Source organism: Streptomyces sp. NRRL F-5122, from assembly GCF_001507435.1.
Taxonomy (GTDB): domain Bacteria; phylum Actinomycetota; class Actinomycetes; order Streptomycetales; family Streptomycetaceae; genus Streptomyces; species Streptomyces lannensis.
This window is the reverse complement of sequence record NZ_LMWH01000015.1, coordinates 33821-55376: the sequence shown is the minus strand read 5'-3', so window position 1 is coordinate 55376 and position 21556 is coordinate 33821. Positions and strand designations below refer to the sequence as shown.

Genomic DNA, 21556 nt, shown 5'->3' with positions numbered 1-21556 from the left:
GCATACCCCCACCTGTGAAGGAGCCGTGAAGGCCGGGGCCATCGCATCGTATGTACTCCGGGCGCCTGCCGGTACGGCGATCTCCGGCCAATCGGCGCGGTGCGGACCCCGCCCGGCGCACACAAGGCGGCCCGCCGCCCCGGACTTCACGGGACGGCGGGCCTTGGCGGGCCCGGTCAGTGGGCGGGCCAGCCGTCGAGGTGGCGGTGGAGGGTGACCTTGGGTCGCTCGTGGCCCTTGGGCGCCTTCGCGGCCGCTTCGCTGAGCACCTTGTCGACCTCGGCGGCCAGCCCGTCCGCCCGCGTCTTGATGTCGGCGGCCGGAAGCGTGGAGCGGGTCAGTGCGTCCAGCCGCCGGTGGATGTCGTTGAGGCGCCGCCGTGCCTCGCCGTCCAGGGCGAAGGGGCGCGGCGTCGAGACGACGAACTGGTAGGCGCCCGCAAGGGTCTGGCAGCCGTCGCAGTACTTGTTGACCGCGTCACCGCGGTTCACGGCCGTCAGATGGGTGCGCTCCCCCGCCATCGTGACGATCTGGAAGGACAGCGCGACCGAGCGGCAGCGGTCGTCGACCGAGCAGCCCACCCCGACGGCGTTGGCCTGGTTGTGCACGGTCGCGGCGCTGACCGTACCGAGCTGGCGCACGGTGAAGGAGTCCTTGGTCTGCGTGTGATGCCGGAAGTCGGCGCGGGTGAAGGTCTGGTCGATGGCGACCGCGGCGTGCCGCGGGGCCGCCGTCGCGGCCTGTGCGGGCACGGCCGTCGCGAGACCGGCCGCGCCGGCGGCGAACAATCCGACACGCACTGCGCGTTGGGAGAGGGCGGAAGGTGGACGGGGTTTGCGGTGCTGGTTCACGTGGGACTCCCGTTTGAGTGATGCCGTAGGACGGAGTTCCGCAGGACAGGGGACGCACTGCGCTCTCGGACCGGCGGAAGCGGCTCGGCCCCGGTGCTGGGCCCGGGGCCGGTCCGCTCAGCCCCGGGACGGGCCCGGGGTGATCAGGAAGGACTGGGGGTGGGCGAGTCGACCGGCGGCTCGCTGGAACTCTCCGGTGCGGTCGGGCTCTCGGACGACGCAGAAGCGGAGGGCGAGCCTGATCCGGGGCCTTCCGATCCGGAGACCGGGGGCTGCCCGCTCGTCTCGGGGCTGCCGCTGGGCTGCCCGACCGTGCCCTCGGAGGGCGACTTCGAGGCGCCGGGCTGCGCACTCGCGGAATCCGACGGGCTCGCCGAGGCCGAAGGACCGTCCGAGGCGTCCGGGGAGGCGGTGCCGGCCGAAGCACTCGGGACGCCCGCCGACGGTGCGGCATCGTCCGGATCCGGGGTCGTGGCCCGCCGGGCCGGCGGCGCCGAGGGCGACACACCTGGCTGCAGTATCGGAGCGATCGGCGGCTTCTTCGGCAGCGGCTCCGGGGTCATGCCGGACACCCAGGCGTAGCTGAGACCGCCGAGTCCGACCAGGAGCAGGGCGCACAGGGCCACGCGCAACCGGGGCCGGCCGTCCGTCGACTTCACGGCACCCCGCCACAGGCGTCCGCCGAGCTTCACCGACAGATAGACCACGCCCGCCATCGGGCACAGCAGCATGATGCAGCCGACCACGCCCATCAGGCCCGCCGCGATCTCCCCCTCGGCGAAGGCACCGCCCGTGCCGACGATCTGCTCGGTCAGCGAGCGGATCATCGTGGTGGTGATTCGCGGCAGGTTCCAGAGCGCGTATCCCAGTTCGCCGATGATGAGAGGCACCATCGTCAGGACCCAGGTGGCGACGATGACCCGGGACGACTTCTTGAGCGCGGCGACCTCGGCCCGGGCCTTGCTGCCCCTGGCTCCCGGGATCAGGCTGAGCAGAATCGGCTTGATCTTGCCGTAGAGATCGGGGACACCGGCGAGATCGCCGAGGATGTAGTAGCCGTCGAGGCGCACGGCCGGCATCAGCTGTTCGAGGATCTCGAAGTGGTTCAGATAGACGGCGGCCAGGAAGAACGGCTGGCCGGTGAGGGCGTAGGCACCCGCCAGCGCCAGCATGAAGACGACATTGAAGTAGATGCCGCCGAGATCGGTGCGCAGTCGCCCGCCCCGGCCGATGCGGTAGACGTCGGTGACGTCCGTGTACATCGAGGGCCAGATGAGGAACAGTCCGCATCCGATGCTGCCTGGCCGGGCACCGCCATAGCGGCACGCGGAGGCGTGGCCGAACTCGTGGAAGACGAGCGAGGCCACCGTCAGCACGAACACCACGAGGAGCAGCACCGGTTGATCGAGTACCTCGAGCACGGGTGTGATCGCGCCGAAGTACGCGAACAGCCACACGTCCAGGACGGCGACACCGGCGAGCACGGCCACCACCACGAGAGGGCGGTGCAACCAGGCAAGCGCGCGGGCGATCTTCGCCACCCGGCGCTCGTTGAAGATGACTCGATGGCCCTTGAGCGCGAGGAGCAGGTCCGACCTGGGTGCAGAGATCTGGTCGTCCCGCAGTCCCTCGGGGACCGTCACGCCGAGCGGGTCCAGCTTGTTCTCGATCAGATAGCGGATGTTCTCCGCGCTCACCTCGCGCCCGAACCGGGCGCTGACCCGGTGGGCGATCGTCTCGATGTCGCGGCTTCCGTCGATCGACGACGCCACCAGGTGCAGCAGTCGGGACAACTGCACAACCTGCCCGTCCCCCCGACGGGCGATGTACCGGGGCTCGGTGAACCCGGACCCCTGGTATTCGCCGTGCAGTCGAAGCCCGGCGCTCAACCGCGGCACGATCGGCTTCTCCATACCGATGACGGTCAGTTCGCCCGTGGCGACCTGCTCGTACGTCACCGGCATCCCCCCGGGACCCGGCACCGGGCCGGTGTCGTAGAGAGCCGCGGTGTTCTCCCCCAGCAGCGTCATATGCGCTTTCCTCCCCGTAGGGCGGACCGCACCAGCCCCCTGTGCGGTCCGCCCAACTTGCCCTCGTCGTACGGGGTTACTGGCTGATGTTGATCGACTGCGAGGCCGCGGACTGGGCGACCGACCACGAGGAGTGGTCGTTGAGCGCGGCCGACTCGTTGTGGGCGGAGACATTGGCGACGTGCTTGCTGACGTTGACCGTCTTGCCGAAGCTGAACTTCAGCCGGCCCAGGGCCTCGCGGCCCGGCAGCAGCTCCGCGGACTCGGCGTCCAGCTCGTGTGCGTTCATGCTCATGGCGTGTCCTTTCCTCAAGACCTTCGTTAGGCAGCGTGTGGGAGCCGGGCGGAATCGGACCGCCGCCCGGCAAGGTTGGTGATATCCCGTCGGATACCGGTGCCCGGTGGTGGTACCGCCGCGGCGGGCGGAGGTGTGGTGATGCTTCGCCGCGGCGGTACCGGGTGCCGCACGGTTCCGGGGCGACGGACCGTGCGGCACCGGATCACTGGTGGATGTTGATGGCCTGGGCGGCGCCCGAGTCCGCCACCGACCACGCGGAGTGGTCGTTCAGGGCGGCCGACTCGTTGTGGGCGGAGACATTGGCGACGTGCTTGCTGACGTTCACGGTCTTGCCGAAGCTGAACTTCAGGCGACCGAGGGCCTCACGGCCCGGCAGCAGCTCCGCGGACTCGGCGTCGAGCTCACGAGGATCCATCATGATCGATTCCCCCTCAGGGTTCGAGATGTGTTCACGTCGGACACGATCAGGTCCCCCCGGATCGCGTCCAACTCCGTCGGACGGGCTGTCCAACGAGATTGGACACTAGGGGCTGGAAAGCGGGTGACGCAAGCGGTTCAGGAGAACACCTTCCGTAACTCACCCAACTCGCCCCTAGAATGATCCGACGCGGAAAAGTTCCGCCCGGCGGCGAGCAGGAAGTGACCATCGGTGGCCAACGCACTGCAGCAGATCATCCGTGACCGGCTGGACAGCGAGCGCTGGTCATACGGCGACGTCGCCCGCCGCGGAGGCATCCCGCGCTCCACGGTCCACCATCTGGCGACCGCCGATCACATGGCCCGTATGCCTCAGCCGGCCACGCTCGAAGGGCTCGCGCAGGGTCTGGGACTCCCACTGCAGACCATCCGCCAGGCCGCGGCGGAGGCCTGCGGCATTCATCTCTACGCCCCCGCGGCCGAGTCGGCGCCCACGCCCGCGGCTCCGGGCGACCCCGAGGTGGACGTCCTCATCGCGAGCGTCCAGCGACTGTCGTCCGATGACCGTCGCCATGTCGCGGCGCTGGTCGAGTCTCTGCTCAACCGCCCTTCGGGCGACTCCTGACCCCCGGCGGCGGTACGAAGGGCGCACCCCCGCCCCACGGGCCACTTGCACTAGAAGAAGTCACTTCCGCCCAAACACGCATGATCCGGCGCTAGTCTCTCCTCCTGCCTGGGCGCGTGAGCCGCACACCCCAGGTCCTCTGGGGGACACCTTGCTCTTCGTACACGGCGGCCCCACCACCGCCATCGTCAAGGGACCGACGGGAGAGTCCGTGGTCCTGCTCTCCGGTGAGCTTCCGGCCGATCTGACCGACGCCTCCATCGGAGAACTGCTCGACCTCGCGGCCGCAGTGCTCAGCGAGGATGAACTCGCACTCTTCGACCAGTGCCTCGCCATGCTCCGGCGCGGTGAGGGTCCCACCCCGCAGCGGATCGAGATCAACGGTGCCGTGCTCACCGTCTACCGCGAGTGAAGGACATCCACGGCGACACCGGACGCCGGGAACACACTCGTACACAGATCCAGACGTCGAACGGATGACTTCGAGCCATCGAGCAGGGCACCATCACGCCATGGCACCCTTCGCACATCCGTACAGCCGCCCCACCTTTCGAGCGACTTCATGAGCCCAGCCCGCATCCCCGGCCTGATCGTGCCGCTGATCCTCCTGTTCGCCCTCGCCGCAGGCGCGGTGTGGTACTGGCGGCATCGTGGCGACTAGCCGCGCACCGGCGGACGACTCAGCCCTGGCCCCGTTCGGCCTGCTCACGCAGGAACGCGGTGATCTGGCCGGCCAGGCTCTCCGACACGCTGTCGTTCCGTGCGGGGACACCGGGCTCGCCGTCCGGCGCGGTCATGTCTCCGGACCACAGATACCGGTCGGCCCAGTCGTCGTCCGCCTTCAACTGCACCTGGATGTCGACGAGATTCAATAGCGGTTCCGGGGCGGCTGCGTACAGGACGGCGGTCGCCCGGCGCAGCGGATACAGATCGAAGCCCTCGATGAATTGCGAGTTGCGCCAGTCGAGGAACGCGCTCTCGCCGTCGGGGCCGATCCGGATGTCGAGTTGGCCGTCCTCGAGGTGGATCCCGGCAGGTTCCCCCATGCGGTTCTCCACGGTCACCCGAAAGCGGAAATAGGTCAGGCCTTCGGCGGCCTCGTCACGCCCGCGCGGGGGCTCGGCCCTCTCCAGACCGGAGACGCGGACACGCAGACCGGCATGCTCGTCTGCGCATTCCTGCCAGTCGCCGATCACATTGGGCTCGCGCACAGTCCACCTCTCCACTTCCGCGCCTAGCTTCCTATCCGCGCACGCAACAAAGTGTCAAATGCACGGAACACCACGTGGCCAGCGGATATGCCGCGCTTGATCACCGATCAAGCCGTGCGCAGCATGGATCCGCCGTCTGGCCGCAGCACCACGATCCCGCACGTGTCACACATCACGTCCATCACACGTCCGGAGCCGGTGCCCGGGCCACGCGCCACAGTGACGGCTGGCACACTGCACGTCCATGACCACGATCACGCCCGCCCGTGCTCTGTTGCTGCTCGTCAGCGGACTAGTGTGCCTGACCACCGCGAGCGGGGCGCTGATCGGCGCGCTCTTCGGCGGTGTGGGCTTGGCTCTCCTCACCGCGGCCGGTGCGGGCGCGGCGGGCGCGCTCGGCGCCCTTTTCCTGCGTCGACGTGCGTGGACGCACTTCGAGGCGGCCCGGCGTGAGGCCGGGATCCGCGGCTATGCCGACGGGATCGCCCATGGGGTGCTCCTGCACATCGCCGCGTACGAGGCCGCCGTCTTCCCGCGCAGCGGGCCCACGGGGGTCACACCCGAGGAGCGTGCCGCGCGGCGCACGGTCGCCTATCGGATGGCGGCGCTGGACGAGGTGACACAGCGGGTCCGGGAGGCCGCCGCGGACGCCCTCGCCGTGCTCGACGCCGCCGATCGCACCGCTGCCCAGGATGCCCTCGCCCAACTCGCTGCGGTCGTCAGACAGGAGTACGCCCGCCCCTGACAGCCCGGTACGGCGCCGCGGCCCCGCTGTGCCCGTCCGTGGCCCCGGCGCGCGTCCCCGTGCGGCCCTGAGTCCACGGTTCCGGAATCGCCTCCTCCCTGTGCGACGGCCGCGCGTCTCCCCTCACTACTGCGAGCCGGGCGAAGCCATGGACCCGCCGACCGACGCGACCGCGAGTTCACGCACCTGGGCGAGAGCCGCGGCGACGGCCGGTCGGACCGTTCCTCCGGCCCGTACGCAGGTGAGGAACTTGCGGTGCGGGTCACCGGCACAGCGGACGCGGGTGAGCTCGAGGTGCGGCGGCAGCCGGGCCAGGCGCGGTATCAGGGCGACCCCGAGTCCATGGGCGACGAGATGGGCGGCCACGTTCCAGTCGAGCGCCTGATGGACGATGTCCGGCGTGAATCCGGCCGCAGCGCACGCGGAGACCACATGCGGCCGGCACGGGCTGTCCGCAACCGGGGCGATCCAGGGCTCCAGAGCCGCCTCCGCGAGATCGACGCACTCGCGGCCCGCCAGCTCGTGACCGTCCGGCACGACGAGGTCGAACGGGTCGTCCATCAGCGGCTCCTGCTCGAAGCGGACGTCACCGCGCGGCGGATTGTGCGGTGTCACCTCCACGACGGCGAGGTCCGTCTCACCCTCGAAGAGCAGATCGAAGGCCTCCGGGAGCCCCGCTTCCCGGATCTGCACGGACAGGCGGGGATGGTGGGCGCGCGTGCGGGCCGCCATCGGGGCGAGGAGCTCCGAGACGGCCACCGGGAATCCGCTCACCCGCAGCACTCCGGCCAGTTCCCCGTCGTCGGCGCGCAGGTCGTGTTCGGCCTGCTCCCATCGCGTCCGTATGGCGTCGGCGTGTGCCAGCAGTCCACGGGCGGCGGGTGTGAGCCGTACGCCCCGACCCTGCGGTTCCAGCAACTCGACACCGAGCTCGCGGGAGAGCTGCCGGATCTGCTGGGATGCGGCGGACGTCGTGAAGTGCAGGGCACGCGCCGCGGCGGTGACGGTGCCGTAGTGCGCGACGGCCCGCAGGACATGCAGTCGGCGTAGGTCAATCATGAAGTCCACGCTTCACGGTCGTGTCCAGCAAGTCAACGTGGACGTGAACGGCGGTGTGCGCCCACCCTGGTGGCATCGACATGGTTGCGCCCAAGCGCCAGAAGGGAGTCCGTGATGACTCGCACCCCCGCCCCGGCCTGCCCGTACTGCGGATGGCCCGACCATGCGGCGCCGTTCCAGATGCTCTCCCGGCACGGCACTGCCGACGGCCGGACGCTGTGGACCCGTTGTGCCTGCGGTTCGCTGCAGGTCCGCCTGCTGGACGCCCGAGGTGTACGCGTCGTCTCACGCAGCCGGCCCGCGCGGCCCGTGGAGCAGCCCTGCGAGCAATGACGGCCGACCGGGCCGCCCGATCCTTCGCAGATCCGGCACACCCGTGATTGAGCAAGCTCCCACCGTGCCGACGTAGCACAGGACATGGCAGCATTCATGGGCGCCGGGTGCGCGGGCGGCCCGGTCCGCACGTACACCGGAGGGCGCGGACGATGACGTACGAGCAGCAGTCGCTCCGTGCGCGCGAGCGCAGTGAGCCTCCGGCGCCGTCCGGGACGCCCCGCCCCGGTCCGTCGTCCCCGGAGCGGAGCGCCCCGGGCCGCTGGACGCGGCTGCGGCGCCACCGGCGGCCGCTGCTCGTGCTCGCGGTCTTCGCACTGCTGGCGCAGATGGCGTTCGCCATGGTCAGCACCGCCGTGCAGCAGACCCCGACGATCGACGAGCCCGTGTACGTGGGCACGGCGGTCGTGTACGTACGGGAGCACAGCCTGCGGTTCAACCCCGAACATCCACCGCTCGGCAAGCTCATCATCGCCGGCGGCACGGTCTTCGCGCACCCGCGTCTCGAGCCGGGGTTCCGTGGCGATCAAGGGCAGTTGGGCCGTCGGCTGCTGTACGAGTCGGGCAACGACCCGTGGCAGGTGATGTTCTGGGCGCGGCTGCCCGTGATGGTGGTGACCCTGCTCTTCGGGCTGGCCGTCTTCGGCTTCGCCCGTGATCTCGTCGGTTCCATGGGCGGTCTGGCGGCACTCGCGCTCTACACGTTCTCACCCGACCTCATCACCAACGGTTCGCTGGCCACGCTCGACGTGCCCGCGGCAGGCTTCGTGGTGACGGCAGCATGGATGGTGTGGCGGGCCCGGTACAGACCGCTGCCCAGTCTGGCGCTCGCCGGGGTGGCGTCGGGCGCGGCGGGCGCCACGAAGATGAGCACGCTGCCCGCGGTGCCCGTACTGCTGGCTCTGGCCGGGTGGTCGTACTGGCATGCGATGGGGGGCGCAGTCCCGAGGGCGCGGCGCACGGTCCGCGCGCTTGCGGCCGCGCTCGGTGTGGCGGTGGTTCTGGTGGGCGTCGTATGGGCCACGTATCTGGTCGTCGACCCACGATTGCGCTGGACGCCCCCTTCGGACGTGCCGACGGTGCACGGTCTGCGCGCCCTGCTGATCGACCGACTGCCCTTGCCCGCCCCCTACCGCGACGGGATGCGCATCCAGTTCGGCTTCGAGAGCGACACCTGGCGCGGGTATCTGTTCGGCCGGCTCTACACGGGCTCCCTCTGGTACTACCTGCCGGCCGCCCTGCTGGTGAAGACGCCGCTCGGCATGCTGGTGCTGTGGCTCGCCGGCGCCGCGGCCATGGCGGCGGTGCCACGGCTGCGTGCCGCCGCCCCCTTCGTGCTGATTCCCCCCGCGCTGCTGCTGGCCGCGGCCATGCAGGGTTCACGCGACCTCGGGGTGCGTTACGCGCTCTTCGTACCGGTGTTCCTCGCCGTTGCGGCCGCCTGTCTGCCGGCGCTGCGGCGGCGGTGGGCGTACGCCGTGACGGCCGTCCTGGTCGTGTTCGTCGCACTCAGTTCGCTGCGCACGTATCCGTACTACCTGCCGTACTCGAACGAGGCGTTCGGCGGTCCCGCGAAGACGCACCTGCGGCTGCACGACTCGAACGTCGACTGGGGACAGGATCTCGGCCGGCTGGCCGACCGGCTGCGCGAGCGCTACCCGGGCACCCGTGACGTCTGGCTCGTCTACAAGGGCAGCGGTGTGCCCTCCTGGTACGGCATCCACGGGCACAACCCGCTCAAGGTGTCTCCGGACCGGGTGCACGGGCTGCTCGTCGTGTCCGACACGTCGATCGCAAAGGCCGACGGCCGCCTCGAACAGCTGATCCGCGGCAGCAGGGCGATCGACGACGTCGGGCACTCGATCACGATCTTCCGGCGGCCCTAGGGCTCACACGGGCCTTCGGGGGTATCGGCGTCGAGGGCTTGCGGACGGACCACCGTCGTACCGGGGCGCCGAAGTCAGCACGAGTCCGCCCGGACGTCCCCGTACGGCGCCGCCGCGTCGATGACCTCGACGGGAATGCCGAGGCCATCGACTTCGTCCGGCGCACCGGTGACGCGCCGGCTCATGCGCCGCAGCCCATGGCGGACAGGCCGGCCGGCGCCTGACTCACCGTCCCCGTGCCGCAGGGCGAACGGTGCCTCTGGTGCGGCACCGGTTCACGGCGTCGACGGCTTGCCCGCCGTGTCGAGCCAGGTGTGGAACAGGGCGTCCAGGTGCTTGCCCGACAGTCGCTCGGCGAGCCCGGTGAACTGGGCCGTGGTTCCATGGCCGCCCCGGTTCTGCGCCGCCCAGGTACGCAGGATCCGGAAGAACGTCGCGTCGCCGACGGCCGTGCGGAGCTTGTGCAGGGCCATGGCACCGCGGTCGTACACGGGGCTGTCGAAGATGTGCGCCCCGCTGCCGGGGTCGGCGGGAGGGAAGGACCACACGTCGTCGCTCGCCGGGCGGGCGTACAGGGCGTCGAACGTCTGCTGGGCCGTCCTGCCGCCGTGCTGCTCGCTGTAGAGCCACTCCGCGTAGGTCGCGAAGCCCTCGTTGAGCCAGATGTCCTGCCAGCGGGTGAGGCTCACGGAGTCCCCGAACCACTGGTGGGCGTTCTCGTGGACGAGCGTGCCCAGGCTGGGCGCGCGGTCGTAGACGGGCCGGGTCTGGGTCTCGAGGGCGTAGCCGACGTCCGGTGCCCTGTCCACGATGGAACCGGCCGCGCGGAAGGGGTACGGACCGAAGAGCTTGCTCTCCCAGGCGAGGACGGACGGGAGTTCCTTGAGCACGGGGGCCGCCGCGGACGCCTCACGCGGATCGACGGCGTTGTAGACCTTGATGCCGTCGCGGGTGGTGTAGCTCTCCACCTCGAACGTGCCCACGGTGGCCGTGGCCAGGTATGCCGCCATCGGTTCGGACTGGCGCCAGTGGAACGTGGTGCGCCCGTGCACCGTCCTCCGGCCGACGAGCACACCGTTGGAGACGGCCGTCCGCCCTTGCGGGACCGTGATGGTGATGTCGTACGACGCCTTGTCCGTGGGGTGGCTGTCGGACGGGAACCAGGTCATGGCACCCTGCGGCTCGTTCGCCACGAACGCGCCGTCGTCGGTGGGGATCCAGCCGTCGGGCGAGCCGTCGGGGTCGGTGACGGGACCGGGCTTGCCCTGGTAGGCGACGGCGACACGGAAGGCCTGGCCCCGGGCGAGCGCGTGCCGTGGCGTGACGACGAGTTCCTGACCGTCGCGACGGAAGGACGCCTTGACGTGGTCGACGGTCACGCCGGTGACCTTGAGGCCCTTGAAGTCGAGGTCGAAGCGGCTCAGACGTTGTGTGGCACGCGCGCTCAGGACCGCCGTGGCGTCGAGACGGCCGTTGCCGGTGTCGTAGCCGAGGGTCAGGTCGTAGTGGCGCACGTCATAACCGCCGTTGCCCTCCAGCGGGAAGTACGGGTCGCCCGCACCCGCCGCCCCGACGGTGCCCGCGGCCGCCGGGCCCGCCCCGGCGAGCAGGGCGGCGAGGGCGAAGGGGACCACGGTGGCGACGGCGGGTCCGGGCAGGAGGGTGGTGCGTGTGACGGGGTGCCGACGGGATGGCGTCACGGCTGCTCCTGAGGCTGGGGGTTGATCACTGCCGGGTCAGCTTAGGAGGCCGGAGCGCCCGCGGACCGCCTCGGTTCGGTCAAGTTCCCTTGCGCCTCGCGAGGTTCACCGGACGCTCGGGGCGCATCTGTTCAAGGCCGTCGAATCATGATGGAGTTCCGTCCATGACGGACATCTCGCTGCCATGGACCGGGGAACCGGTGAGGGTCGGGCTGGTCGGGGCGGGCCCCTGGGCGCGCGCGGTGCACGCGCGTGTGCTGGCGGCCGGGCCCGAGACCCGGCTGACGTCGGTGTGGGCACGCCGCGAGGAGGCGGCCCGGGAGACCGCGGCCCCCTACGGCGCGGACGTCGCCGCCGATTTCGACGAACTTCTCGAGAACTGTGAGGCGGTGGCCTTCTCGGTTCCTCCCGCGATCCAGGCGGAGCTGGCGTTGCGGGCCGTGAAGGCGGGCAAGGCCCTGCTGCTGGAGAAGCCCCTCGGAGGGGATCTGTCCTCGGCGCGGCGGCTCGCCGACGCCATCGAGGAGGCGGGCGTCGTCTCGCAGCTCGTCCTGTCCAACCGCTACCACCCCGCCGCGCGCCGCTTCCTGGCCGCCGCACGGAAACTCGAGGTGGCCGGCGCCCGGTCCCGCGGACTGAGCGGTGCCTTCCTGGGTGGGGACTTCGCGACCCCGTGGCGCCTGGAGCACGGCGCGCTGCTGGACGTCGGCCCTCATCTGCTCGACCTGCTGGACGCGGCGATCGGCCCCATCGAACGGGTGCGGAGCGCAGGGGATCCGCGCCGCTGGGTCGAATTGACCTGCGAGCACGAGGGCGGGGCGGTCAGTCAGTGCTCCCTGTCGGGATCGGTGAACGTCCCGGAGGGCGGTACCCACATCGAGCTCTTCGGCTCCGAGCCCCCGCTGGTGTACGACACGACCGGGCTCGACTACGAGGATGCGTGGCCGGTGCTGCGCCGCGAGTTCGCCACGGCCGTGCGCACCGGGGTGTCCGGGGAGCTGGACGCCCGGCGCGGACTGCGGTTGCAGGAGCTGATCGCGCATGCCGCTCGGGGGTGAGGGACCGGGCGGTGCCGGACAAGGGCGCCGTTCAGGGGAAATCGCCCGGCCGGCACGCGTGAGGGCGGGCCGAGGCGTCCACAACTGACCCGTGAGACTGCCGCTGATCGCCCCCATGCTGGCCACCCCCGGTGTCCTGCCGCCCGCGCGGCAGGACACCCAGTGGGCCTACGAGACGAAGCAGGACGGCCAGCGGGCGGTGGTCTACCTCCCGGGCGACGGCACCCTCGAGCTGCGCGCCCGGTCGGGCGAGATCATCACCGGCGCCTATCCGGAACTCGGCCCGCTGGGCGAGGCCCTGGGTGCGGCACCCGCCGTACTGGACGGCGAGGTGGTGGCGCCGGACGAGCGGGGGCACGGCGACTTCCAGCGGCTGCAGTCCCGTATGGGACTGGCCCACTCCCCCGCGCTGGCGGCGCGCCGCGCGGCACACACTCCCGTGCATCTCGTGCTGTTCGACCTGATGTTCCTTCGGCGTGACCTCACCGCGCTTCCCTATGCGCGCCGCCGGGCCCAGCTGGAGGAGCTCGGGCTGACCGGACGGCACTGGTCGACGCCGGGTGCACTCGTGGGGCACGGGGCGCGTGCGCTCGAGGCGACCAGGGAGAGCGGCCTGGAAGGGCTGGTCTGCAAGAGGCTGGACTCGGTGTACGAACCCGGTGTGCGTTCGCGCTCCTGGATCAAGATCCGCAACGTCCGGGCCGTGGATGTGATCGTCGGCGGCTGGCTGCCCGGCCGGGGGCGCCTGTCCGGGCTGCCCGGAGCATTGCTGGTGGGTCAGCGGGAGGCCGGACGCCTGCACTATGTCGGCCGGGTGGGGACGGGCTGGACCGAAGCCGAGCGAACCGAACTCGCCAGGCTGCTCAGCACGGTCGAAACGCACGTCTGCCCCTTCGACCGCGACCCGAGGGTGCCGGATGCCCGCTGGGTCCTGCCGAGGCTGGTCGGCGAGGTCCGCTACAGCACCCGCACTCGGTCCGGTCTGCTGAGACAACCGTCCTGGCTGCGTCTGCGCCCGGATCTCGCACCGGAGGACTCGGCCGCCTATCTGCCGTGACCGCCGTGGGGCCCGTACGCCCGTGGCTCCACGGCCGGCCGCGGTTCAGACGTGACCGGGGCCTCCGCTGCCGAACGCGCCGCTGGACCCCGGCAGCCACCGCTTACGCTTCTGGTCCTCGCAGCGTTGGCTGGCCGCGTGGTGGAGCTGGTACGGCATGAGCCGTTCGCTCTCCTGCGACGCGTGCGGCACCTCTCTGGGTTCCCGCATCTCTCGTTCCTCATGGACCGCTCCGCCCTCGGGCAGATGGGGCTGCTCCTCGGGGCTCGGTGGTGCCGGTTCGCGGTCCCTTACGTCCATTCCGAGCCGGACGGCCCAGATCAACGCTCCGGCGACCACCATGCCGCCGATAAAGGCGAAGAACACGTTGAGTTGTTCCTGCGATACAGCCAGTACTACAAGGCTCGCCGTATTCATGCCATGACCATACCCCCGTTGAATTGGAAAGGCTCCCGGAGAATTTCTCCGGGAATCTTCATTCCGATTTTCTCGGGGAATTCCGGTGCAGGTGGGCGCCCCTGTACGGGCCGGGCCGCTGGGGCCCGGTCAGATGCGGTACTCGCGCAGGGCCGGGGTGGCCAGGGCCAGGACAAGGGTGGCCGCGATGACCATCAGACCGCCGCCTGCGATGGCCGCACGGACGCCGGCGGCCGAGCCGACCGTGCCGTGCAGCACGTCCGCCAGGCGCGGTCCGCCGGCGACGACGACCGTGAAGACGCCCTGCATTCGGCCGCGCATCTCGTCGGTCGCCGCGGACAGCAGAATGGCGCCGCGGAAAACCATGGAAACCATGTCGGCGACTCCGGCGGCGGCCAGAAAGGCGACGGCCACCCAGAGGTTCGTGCTGAGCCCGAGGCCGGTGACGGCCGCTCCCCAGGCGATGACGGCGGCGATGACCATCAGGCCGTGGCGACGGGCCCGGGAGAACGTGCCGGACATCAGGCCACCGAGCACGGCGCCGATCGGGATCGCCGCGAAGAGCAGACCGAGCGCCAGGCCTTCGCCGTAGGGCGCGTAGGTCTGGGCGGCGAGCTGCGGGAACAGCGCGCGGGGCATGCCGAACACCATGGCGATGATGTCGGCGAGGAAAGAGAGCAGCAGGACCTTGTGGACCGAGATGTAGCGGAATCCCTCTGCTATCGACTGCCATCCCGTGGTGGCCTTCGCCGCCGCGGTCAGCGGCGGCATGGCGGGCAGCCGGGCGACCGCCCACAAGGTCACGCACAGGGCCAGGGCGTCGATCAGGTAGAGCTCGGACAGCCCGATCACCGGGATGAGGGCGCCGGCGAGGAGGGGGCCCGCCACCAGACCGGTCTGCATGACGGTGGAACCGAGCGCGTTGGCCGCCGGGAGTTCCTCCGACGGCACCAGCCGGGCGATTGACGCACTGCGAGCCGGCGAGTTGAGGCCGAAGAAGGCCTGTTGGAGCGCGAGCAGCACCACCAGGGTGAGCACCGAGTCAAGGCCGACGGCGGCCTGGACCCAGAAGAGCACCGACGTCACGGCCAGGCCCAGGTTGGTGAGCAGCAGCAGCTTGCGGCGGTCCATCCGGTCGGCGATCGCGCCGCCCCAGAGAGCGAAGACCGTCAGGGGCAGCAGACCGGCGAGGCTCGCATAGCCGACCCATGCGGAGGAGTGCGTGATGTCGTAGATCTGCTTGGGGACGGCGACCGCGGTGAGTTGGCTGCCGACGGACGTCACGATCGTCGAGGACCACAGACGGCGAAAGGCCGGGCGACGCAGCGGCCGGGTGTCCATCGCCCAGCGGCGCCAGCCCTTGTTCTGTCTCTCCTGCCCGTCCGGCGCACCCTCGTCCGGGGCCGTCTTGTTGTCGGTTGTGCTCTCACTCGTGTCCACGGGCTTCCTGACTGCCTCGTACATCTATTTATTCCGGGTTCACTATCACCGATCCACCTGTGATGCCGGTAGTCGGGGCACGGCTCGGGTGCCGGTGATCGGCGTGCCGGATCTCGGCGCGCCCCCGGGTGGGGCAGATCAGGACGCCGCTCAGTCGCCCGCCACGACGAGCACGAGCGGGATGTCGTCGCAGGGGACCAGGCGCAGCCCGTCGTGGCGGCCGGGCCGTCCCTCGGCCAGCAGCGCGCCGAAGTCGGGTCCCTTGGTGAGCGAGCCGACCAGATGGGCCGGGTCGGCCGAGGCGGCGACGCGACCGCGGGCGTTGACCAGGTAGGCCGGGCCGGGCAACCCCTGAAGAAGGGGAATCACGGCGGCCTCGAAGTGCCGCAGATACACGTCCGCCGCAGCGACCCCCGCGAAACGGCCCTGTATATGGACGGGCGCGGACAGGGTGAGGCTGTACTCGTCGGAGCAGAGATAGTCGACGTACGGCCCTGCGACCGCACGGCGTCCGGTGTCCCGCGGCAGGGCGAACCAGTCCCAGTGCGTGTAGTCGGAGTACGCGGACTGCCGTGGATCCAGATCGAGCATCAGCGGTCGTACGGCACCGTCGGAGCCGGTCTGCCACCACTCCAGCCACGCCGGCACATCACCGAGCAGCCCCGGTGCCGCGATGAATCCGACACCGGAGACCAGCTCCTGCCGGGCCAGGTGGAGATGAAGGCCCGGTCGCAGCGCCGCGAGATCGGCGCTCACGGGGCCACGGCCCTGGGCGGCGATCCGGGTCAGCAGTGCCGCGGTGTCGGCCCGGGTGTGGGCGACGGTGTCGAAGACGGCCTCCAGGGCCCGGCGCACCCGGGCCGCGACGCCGGCCTCGGTGGCCGGGTCGAGTGTCGCCGTGGCTGCCCCTGTGCGACGGCCGCCGTCTCTCGCGGCCGTGCTCGTGCCCGTCGGTACGGAGTACGGAACCAGACAGGGCGAGGATCCGGGCTGGTGCAGGGAGTCGGACATGACCGCGACCGTATACGCCTCGCTCGCTTCACCGCATCTTGACGCTCCGTCAACTCCCTTTCCACAGACCGAAGTTGAACCGACATGCAACCCTCCGTATGGTGTGGGCCACGCCGACCGCCCGGAGACGCCACCCGTCCCCGAGCGGACCCCGGGTGAATCGGCCCGATCCACCCGTCGACCAGGAGCCACGCCCTCGTACGCCGCTTTGATCCGCGGCGCACGAAGACCACCTCGGTCACCACGCCGTCCGATACCGGGTGCCGTTCACGGCACCGCCGCGCCCTCACCCGGGTCGCATCCTGCACGTCCGACGCCCCCCAGGCATCGGCCGTCACGACTCTGCCCCCCGATTCCCCCCACTTCCCCACTTCGTGGAGATTCCCTTGCGTCTGTACAGATCCTTCAAAGCGACGGCCGCCTTCTGCTCCCTGCTCCTCGTGGGCGCCTGCGGCATGTTCGCCGAGTCGAGCACGTCGTCCTCCTCGTCCGGCTTCAACCCACCGGACATCGAGGCACAGTCGAAGCTCGGTCCGACGGAGGGGCAGGTCAACCTGGTCTCCTGGGCGGGATACGTGGAGGACGGTTCCTCCGACCCGAAGGCCGACTGGGTCACCCCCTTCGAGAAGCGGACGGGGTGCCAGGTCCACAACAAGGTGGCGGCCAGCTCGGACGAGATGGTGAAGCTGATGAAGTCGGGCTCCTACGACGCGCTCTCCGCGTCCGGTGACGCATCGCTCCGGCTCATCGCCTCCGGCGAGGTGGCCCCGGTGAACACGGATCTGGTGCCCAACTACGAGGACGTCTTCTTCGGGCTCAAGAAACAGAGCTGGAACTCCGTCGACGGCAAGGCGTACGGCATTCCGCACGGCCGTGGCGCGAACCTGCTGATGTACAACACGAAGGAGGTGTCGCCCTCGCCCATGTCATGGTCCGCGGTCTTCGACGACGCGTCGAAGTACAAGGGGCACGTCACCGCCTACGACTCGCCGATCTACATCGCGGACGCCGCTCTCTATCTGCGCGAGACCCGGCCGAGCCTGGACATCGAGAGTCCGTACGCACTCGACCAGGAGCAGTTCGACGCGGCCGTCGATCTGCTGAAGAAGCAGCACGCCGACGTCGGCGAGTACTGGAGCGACTACCTCAAGGAGATCTCCTCCTTCAAGAGCGGCGACTCCGTGATCGGCACGACCTGGCAGGTCATCGCCAACCTCGCCGAGAGCGAGGGCGCCAAGGTCAAGGCCGTGCTTCCGCAGGAGGGCGCCACCGGCTGGTCCGACACCTGGATGATCTCCGCCAAGGCCAAGCACCCCAACTGCGCCTACAAGTGGATGGACTGGATCATCTCGCCCAAGGTCAACGCCCAGGTCGCCGAGTACTACGGCGAGGCGCCTGCCAACATCAAGTCCTGCGACGAGACCAGCGACCCGGCGTTCTGCGACACCTTCCACGCCACCGACGAGGGCTACTGGAAGGACATCGCGTTCTGGACGACGCCGATCGAGCAGTGCCTCGACGGCCGTGAGGACATCAAGTGCGTGCCGTATGCCAAGTGGGTCCAGGCCTGGACCGAGATCAAGGGCTGAGCCGGTCCGCCGCCGAGGTCCGTCGCGCGCTCGGCGGACCTCGGCGGGGCCGTGCCTCCCATCGCTCTCACCGCGGTGGGTCCTCGGCGAGGGCGCGCTGATGACGGGCGAGCGCATGGCCGATGTCGCGGGTCGCCGGGTACAGCCGCAGATAGAGGCCGTACAGGTCGTCGTACCGGGACCGCCGGCGCACATCGGGTACAACACGCTCGTGCACCGGATTCCAGGTGTCGATGTCGACGTCCACGATCGCCGCGGCGGCGAGGAACGCGGCTCCGTAGCTCGCGCCGATCGTGACGGACCTGATCTCCTGTTCCAGGCCGGTGACGTCGGAGACGATCCGGGTCCACAGACCGCCCCGGGTGCCCCCGCCGACGGCGACGACCCGGCGGATGTCGGCGCCCGCCGCACGCATCGCCTCCACGTTGTGCCGCACGCCGTAGGCGCTGGCCTCCAGCGCGGCGCGGTACAGATCACCTCGGGTGTGCTCCACCGTGAGACCCGCGATCACCCCGCGGGCGTCGGGGTCGGCGACCGGGGTGCGCTCGCCCGCGAAGTAGGGCAGCATCAGCAGGCCCTTCGCGCCCGGGCCGGACGCCTCGGCCTCGGCGAGCAGCGCGTGATGGTCGGGGACGCCGAGCAGGTCCCGCAGCCAGTCGGTGATCACCCCCGATGTCGCCATGCCGCCCGCCAGACTGCGCGTTCCGGGCAAGGCCCCCACGGTGCTCCACAGCTGGGGCACCAGCAGCCGCTCCGACACCGTGTTGATCAGGAACATGGTGCTGCCGTACATGAGCATCAGGTCGCCGGTGCCCTGGGCGCCCACGCTCAGCGCCTCCGACCAGGCGTCGATGGTTCCGGTGACGACCGGAACCCCGATGGGCAGCCCGGTGGCGGTGGACGCCTCGGCGGTGACACGGCCGGCGATCTCGCCCGGCCAGCGTAGGGGCGGCAGTTCGATGTCCGGCGCGATGCGCCGCGCCCAGGGGCGGTACCACTCCTGGCCCAGGGAGTCGTACAGCGGCACGGACTGGCTGGCCGAGTGGTGGTCGAGGACGTAGACACCGGTGAGCTGCCGCACGAGATAGGAGCTCGGCATGTACAGCCGCCGGGCCCGGGCGGTGACGTCGGGGCGGTGCTCGGCCAGCCACACGATCTTGGGGCCGACCGCCTGGGTGGACAGCAGGGAACCGCAGCGCCCGAGCACGGCATCGCGGCCCAGTTCGGCGTCGAGCCGGGCGATCTGGGCGGTGGCACGGGTGTCGACGCCGTACAGGACGGCCGGGTGCAGCGGAGTGTCCGTCTCGTCGGCCAGGGCGACGCAGGGACCCATGCCACTGACGCCGACCGCGTCGACGACGGTGCCCGGCGTCACCAACTCGCGGGCGATCGCAATGAATTCGTCCCACCAGACACGCGCGTCCATCTCGACGTGGCCGGGCCGGGGCCGACTTACCGCATGCGGGCGCACGGCGGTGCCCAGAACCGTACCGTCCCCACCGACCAGCACGCCTTTGCTGCTGGACGTACCGATGTCGACACCGAGCACCGTCATGCGTTCCCGTCCTCCGCATAGAGACTCCCGGGACATCGTTCCCCTCTTGGGGGACGATCAGCTTTCGCAACGCGAAGTGGGTACCGCGCTGTTGACGTTTCAGCCGTCCGCCGGCGCCGCCATCCCGGGCAGGACCAGGGTGAAGACCGAACCGACGCCCTTCTCGGACTCAGCGGTGACGCTGCCGCCGTGAGCGGCGGCGAGTTGACGGACGATGGGCAGGCCGAGGCCGCTTCCGCCGGTTCGTCTGCTGCGGGACTTCTCCGCGCGCCAGAACCGGTCGAAGACGTACGGCAGATCCTGCGCCGCGATGCCGGTGCCGGTGTCGGCCACCTCGATGACCACCCGGTCACCGTCGGCCCGCGCGGAGAGCGTGATCGTGCCGTCGGCGGGGGTGTGGCGGATCGCGTTGGACACCAGATTCCCGACCGCCTGCCGCATGCGGACCGGATCGGCGTCCAGCCACGGGCAGCCGTCCACGGTGGTGACCAGGTGGGCACCTCCGGAGTCGGCGGCGACCCGGTGCGCGGCGGCGACCTGTGCGAGCAAGTCGTCCGCGCGTACGGGTTCGTGGTGCAGCCGCAGGGTTCCGGCATCGGCGGCCGCCAGGTCCTGCAGATCGTCGATGACACGCTGAAGGACCAGAGCCAGCAGTTCGGGGTCCGGCTCGACGACCCCGTCGCGTGTCACCTCCAGCCAGCCCCGGATGTTGGTCAGCGGAGTGCGCAGTTCATGGGCGACGTCGTTGACGAGCGCCTTGCGCTGCGCCTCCAGACGCTCCCTGCGTTCGGTCAGCGCGTTGAACGCCTCGGCGAGGATCCCGGTCTCGTCCCGGGTGGTGACGGGCACACGGACGTGCTGCTCCGGCGGCTGCTGTGCGGCATGGGTGAGCGCCCGCAGCGGCCGTACGAGCCGGGTGGCGACCACGGCGGTCACGGCCACCGTCAGCACGAGCACGAGTCCGGTGACGCCGACGACCTTGGCCTTGTTGCCGGAGGACATGTCGAAGCGCGGCAGGGTGCCGTTGCCCAGGAAGAGATCGGCCACGGGGGCGACATAGGGGTCGAGCTGCTGCCTGCGGGAGTCGATGAAGCAGTTGTTCGTCGATGCGTCGGCGGCCGTGGGATGTCCCGTCCTGGTCTTTCCGCCCTGGATGTAGTCGGGCTCGACGCCCTTGACGGAGAAGCCCACCGAGAGGAACACCTGCGGCGGGTGCGCCTCCGTGCGCGCCAGGCATGCCTGCGTCAGGTCGGTCAGGACGGCCAGCGCCCTGTGCTCGGCGGGCATGGGCGTGTTGAGCTTTCCGTCGGTGCACTCGGACGCGACGTAGCCGTCGCCCGACGCCGCCTCCTCACCCATCAGCACGGACCGGCCGCTCGGCAAGGTCTTCACCGTGGTCTCGAACCCCGCGCGGCGGAAGCACTTCTGCCGTACCAGGGCGAGCGCGTGCACCCGGGCCCGCTCCTGCGACGTGAGCCGGTAGGGTCCGACGGCCCGGGGGTCGATCCCACTGAGCTGTGCCCCGGGCTCTGAGTAGGTGTCGGTGCGCAAGGGGTCCACGACGGCCGAGGCCCGGGGCGGCAGGGGGGTGGGGCGGGACGCGGAGTCGGCGAACGGTACGCGTTCGGGCGTCGTCAAGGCGATGCGCCGCCCCGTGCGCACCGACAGCGTGTGGAGGGTGCTGCCCACGCCCGACCAGTCCGCGTGGGTGGCGGCGTATCCGCTCAGTTCCCGCAGGATCTCCGTGTCGTCGGCAAGTACCTGGCCCTGCTCCTCCTGAATGGCGCGGGTCGTCGTCTGCACGGCCAGCCAGGCCGTCGCCGCCACCGAACAGACGGCGATCAGCACCGAGGTCACCATCAGCCGGACGAGCAGGCTCTTGCGCAGCGGAAGGTCCCGGCTCACCGGAGGTCCCCACCGCGGGAACGGCCGCCACGAAACGCGGGTGGCACCGGGGGGACGGGACCGGCCTCCGCCTCGTCGCGGGCCGCCGAACCCCCGTGGACCACGGTCGCGGTGTGCCGCTCCCGTTGCCGCGTTCGGCGTATGGGCTCGGCCTGCTGCCTGTCGTCGTCCACGACCCGTACATCTGCGCGCACGCAGCCGATGCTAGGCTCCGCTGTTCGCATCAGGTCGGCCGGGAGCGACCGCGCCTTTCGACCGACGCCGGCACGATCCGAACGGCAGACCCCGGGTGCCGCGTTCCGCACAGGGGCCGGCGAGAGCGGCTTCCCACACGCTGACGTACTCCTCACCTCCTTGTGCAGGGCCGCC

The 21556-nt window shown here is 70.5% G+C and carries 20 protein-coding genes; 8 read left to right on the top strand and 12 right to left on the bottom strand.

The genetic code is table 11. The features are described from left to right. Positions 1-176: 176 nt before the first annotated feature. The 4 genes from ADL25_RS03995 to ADL25_RS03980 form a co-directional block, all read right to left on the bottom strand. Positions 177-800: a hypothetical protein gene (locus tag ADL25_RS03995; protein ID WP_234380450.1), complete on the bottom strand. Its 624-nt coding sequence runs from the start codon at positions 798-800 to the stop codon at positions 177-179. Between the two features lie 194 nt (positions 801-994). Further along, entirely contained in the window at positions 995-2881 is a 1887-nt protein-coding gene (locus ADL25_RS03990; protein ID WP_059126202.1) for a hypothetical protein, read from the bottom strand. Between the two features lie 76 nt (positions 2882-2957). Beyond that, a complete protein-coding gene (locus ADL25_RS03985; protein ID WP_059126201.1) occupies positions 2958-3176 on the bottom strand; it encodes a hypothetical protein in 219 nt (72 codons plus the stop codon). 205 nt (positions 3177-3381) lie between these two features. Further along, positions 3382-3594: a hypothetical protein gene (locus ADL25_RS03980; protein ID WP_181923315.1), complete on the bottom strand. Its 213-nt coding sequence runs from the start codon at positions 3592-3594 to the stop codon at positions 3382-3384. A 234-nt stretch (positions 3595-3828) separates the two neighbouring features. On the opposite strand from ADL25_RS03980, the gene ADL25_RS03975 reads away from it, so the two are divergent. Both ADL25_RS03975 and ADL25_RS03970 read left to right on the top strand, forming a co-directional pair. Next, entirely contained in the window at positions 3829-4221 is a 393-nt protein-coding gene (locus ADL25_RS03975; protein ID WP_059126200.1) for a helix-turn-helix domain-containing protein, read from the top strand. Positions 4222-4372: 151 nt separating this feature from the next. Next, positions 4373-4633 carry a hypothetical protein gene (locus ADL25_RS03970; RefSeq protein WP_059126199.1) on the top strand — a complete coding sequence of 87 codons (261 nt, stop codon included), beginning with the start codon at positions 4373-4375 and terminating at the stop codon, positions 4631-4633. Positions 4634-4901: 268 nt separating this feature from the next. Here ADL25_RS03970 and ADL25_RS03965 read toward each other — a convergent pair whose 3' ends face one another. Beyond that, positions 4902-5432, bottom strand: a complete 531-nt coding sequence (locus tag ADL25_RS03965; RefSeq protein WP_059126198.1) for a hypothetical protein — start codon at positions 5430-5432, stop codon at positions 4902-4904. Positions 5433-5676: 244 nt separating this feature from the next. Between ADL25_RS03965 and ADL25_RS03960 the strand changes: the two genes are divergently transcribed. After that, positions 5677-6177: a hypothetical protein gene (locus ADL25_RS03960; protein ID WP_059126197.1), complete on the top strand. Its 501-nt coding sequence runs from the start codon at positions 5677-5679 to the stop codon at positions 6175-6177. A 126-nt stretch (positions 6178-6303) separates the two neighbouring features. Here ADL25_RS03960 and ADL25_RS03955 read toward each other — a convergent pair whose 3' ends face one another. After that, the gene (locus ADL25_RS03955; protein WP_059126318.1) at positions 6304-7236 is read right to left on the bottom strand and encodes a LysR family transcriptional regulator; all 933 of its coding nucleotides are present in this window, start codon (positions 7234-7236) and stop codon (positions 6304-6306) included. 114 nt (positions 7237-7350) lie between these two features. On the opposite strand from ADL25_RS03955, the gene ADL25_RS45630 reads away from it, so the two are divergent. Both ADL25_RS45630 and ADL25_RS03950 read left to right on the top strand, forming a co-directional pair. Then, positions 7351-7569 carry a hypothetical protein gene (locus ADL25_RS45630; protein ID WP_079050156.1) on the top strand — a complete coding sequence of 73 codons (219 nt, stop codon included), beginning with the start codon at positions 7351-7353 and terminating at the stop codon, positions 7567-7569. 152 nt (positions 7570-7721) lie between these two features. Beyond that, positions 7722-9455 (top strand): phospholipid carrier-dependent glycosyltransferase, encoded by a 1734-nt coding sequence (locus ADL25_RS03950; RefSeq protein ID WP_059126196.1) that lies wholly within the window; start codon positions 7722-7724, stop codon positions 9453-9455. A gap of 275 nt (positions 9456-9730) precedes the next feature. Here the strand turns inward: ADL25_RS03950 and ADL25_RS03945 are convergent, their stop codons facing one another. After that, entirely contained in the window at positions 9731-11155 is a 1425-nt protein-coding gene (locus tag ADL25_RS03945) for a M1 family metallopeptidase (protein WP_059126195.1), read from the bottom strand. A gap of 164 nt (positions 11156-11319) precedes the next feature. Here ADL25_RS03945 and ADL25_RS03940 point away from each other — a divergent pair, with 164 nt between their 5' ends. Then, positions 11320-12213, top strand: coding sequence for a Gfo/Idh/MocA family protein (locus tag ADL25_RS03940; protein ID WP_059126194.1), 894 nt, complete (start codon positions 11320-11322; stop codon positions 12211-12213). 91 nt (positions 12214-12304) lie between these two features. Further along, complete coding sequence (locus tag ADL25_RS03935; RefSeq protein ID WP_059126193.1) at positions 12305-13270, top strand: ATP-dependent DNA ligase; 966 nt, start codon at positions 12305-12307, stop codon at positions 13268-13270. Between the two features lie 45 nt (positions 13271-13315). On the opposite strand, the gene ADL25_RS03930 is transcribed toward ADL25_RS03935, so the two are convergent. From ADL25_RS03930 to ADL25_RS03920, 3 genes are all read right to left on the bottom strand, one after another. Beyond that, positions 13316-13687, bottom strand: a complete 372-nt coding sequence (locus ADL25_RS03930) for a DUF6479 family protein (RefSeq protein ID WP_059126192.1) — start codon at positions 13685-13687, stop codon at positions 13316-13318. A gap of 129 nt (positions 13688-13816) precedes the next feature. Then, positions 13817-15127, bottom strand: coding sequence for an MFS transporter (locus ADL25_RS03925; RefSeq protein ID WP_059126317.1), 1311 nt, complete (start codon positions 15125-15127; stop codon positions 13817-13819). Between the two features lie 150 nt (positions 15128-15277). Then, positions 15278-16138, bottom strand: a complete 861-nt coding sequence (locus ADL25_RS03920; protein ID WP_220295732.1) for a cache domain-containing protein — start codon at positions 16136-16138, stop codon at positions 15278-15280. 386 nt (positions 16139-16524) lie between these two features. Between ADL25_RS03920 and ADL25_RS03915 the strand changes: the two genes are divergently transcribed. Continuing rightward, positions 16525-17727 (top strand): ABC transporter substrate-binding protein, encoded by a 1203-nt coding sequence (locus ADL25_RS03915; protein WP_059126191.1) that lies wholly within the window; start codon positions 16525-16527, stop codon positions 17725-17727. A 67-nt stretch (positions 17728-17794) separates the two neighbouring features. On the opposite strand, the gene ADL25_RS03910 is transcribed toward ADL25_RS03915, so the two are convergent. Further along, positions 17795-19282, bottom strand: a complete 1488-nt coding sequence (locus ADL25_RS03910) for an FGGY-family carbohydrate kinase (RefSeq protein ID WP_059126190.1) — start codon at positions 19280-19282, stop codon at positions 17795-17797. A 99-nt stretch (positions 19283-19381) separates the two neighbouring features. Further along, positions 19382-21187 carry a sensor histidine kinase gene (locus tag ADL25_RS03905; protein WP_059126189.1) on the bottom strand — a complete coding sequence of 602 codons (1806 nt, stop codon included), beginning with the start codon at positions 21185-21187 and terminating at the stop codon, positions 19382-19384. Positions 21188-21556 lie beyond the last annotated feature (369 nt).

Coding starts and splice junctions, on each gene's coding strand:
- ADL25_RS45630 (WP_079050156.1), top strand. CDS start 7,351: ATGACTCGCACCCCCGCCCCGGCCTGCCCGTACTGCGGATGGCCCGAC.
- ADL25_RS03940 (WP_059126194.1), top strand. CDS start 11,320: ATGACGGACATCTCGCTGCCATGGACCGGGGAACCGGTGAGGGTCGGG.
- ADL25_RS03930 (WP_059126192.1), bottom strand. CDS start 13,687: ATGAATACGGCGAGCCTTGTAGTACTGGCTGTATCGCAGGAACAACTC.
- ADL25_RS03920 (WP_220295732.1), bottom strand. CDS start 16,138: ATGTCCGACTCCCTGCACCAGCCCGGATCCTCGCCCTGTCTGGTTCCG.
- ADL25_RS03955 (WP_059126318.1), bottom strand. CDS start 7,236: ATGATTGACCTACGCCGACTGCATGTCCTGCGGGCCGTCGCGCACTAC.
- ADL25_RS03990 (WP_059126202.1), bottom strand. CDS start 2,881: ATGACGCTGCTGGGGGAGAACACCGCGGCTCTCTACGACACCGGCCCG.
- ADL25_RS03980 (WP_181923315.1), bottom strand. CDS start 3,594: ATGGATCCTCGTGAGCTCGACGCCGAGTCCGCGGAGCTGCTGCCGGGC.
- ADL25_RS03985 (WP_059126201.1), bottom strand. CDS start 3,176: ATGAGCATGAACGCACACGAGCTGGACGCCGAGTCCGCGGAGCTGCTG.
- ADL25_RS03910 (WP_059126190.1), bottom strand. CDS start 19,282: ATGACGGTGCTCGGTGTCGACATCGGTACGTCCAGCAGCAAAGGCGTG.
- ADL25_RS03950 (WP_059126196.1), top strand. CDS start 7,722: ATGACGTACGAGCAGCAGTCGCTCCGTGCGCGCGAGCGCAGTGAGCCT.
- ADL25_RS03960 (WP_059126197.1), top strand. CDS start 5,677: ATGACCACGATCACGCCCGCCCGTGCTCTGTTGCTGCTCGTCAGCGGA.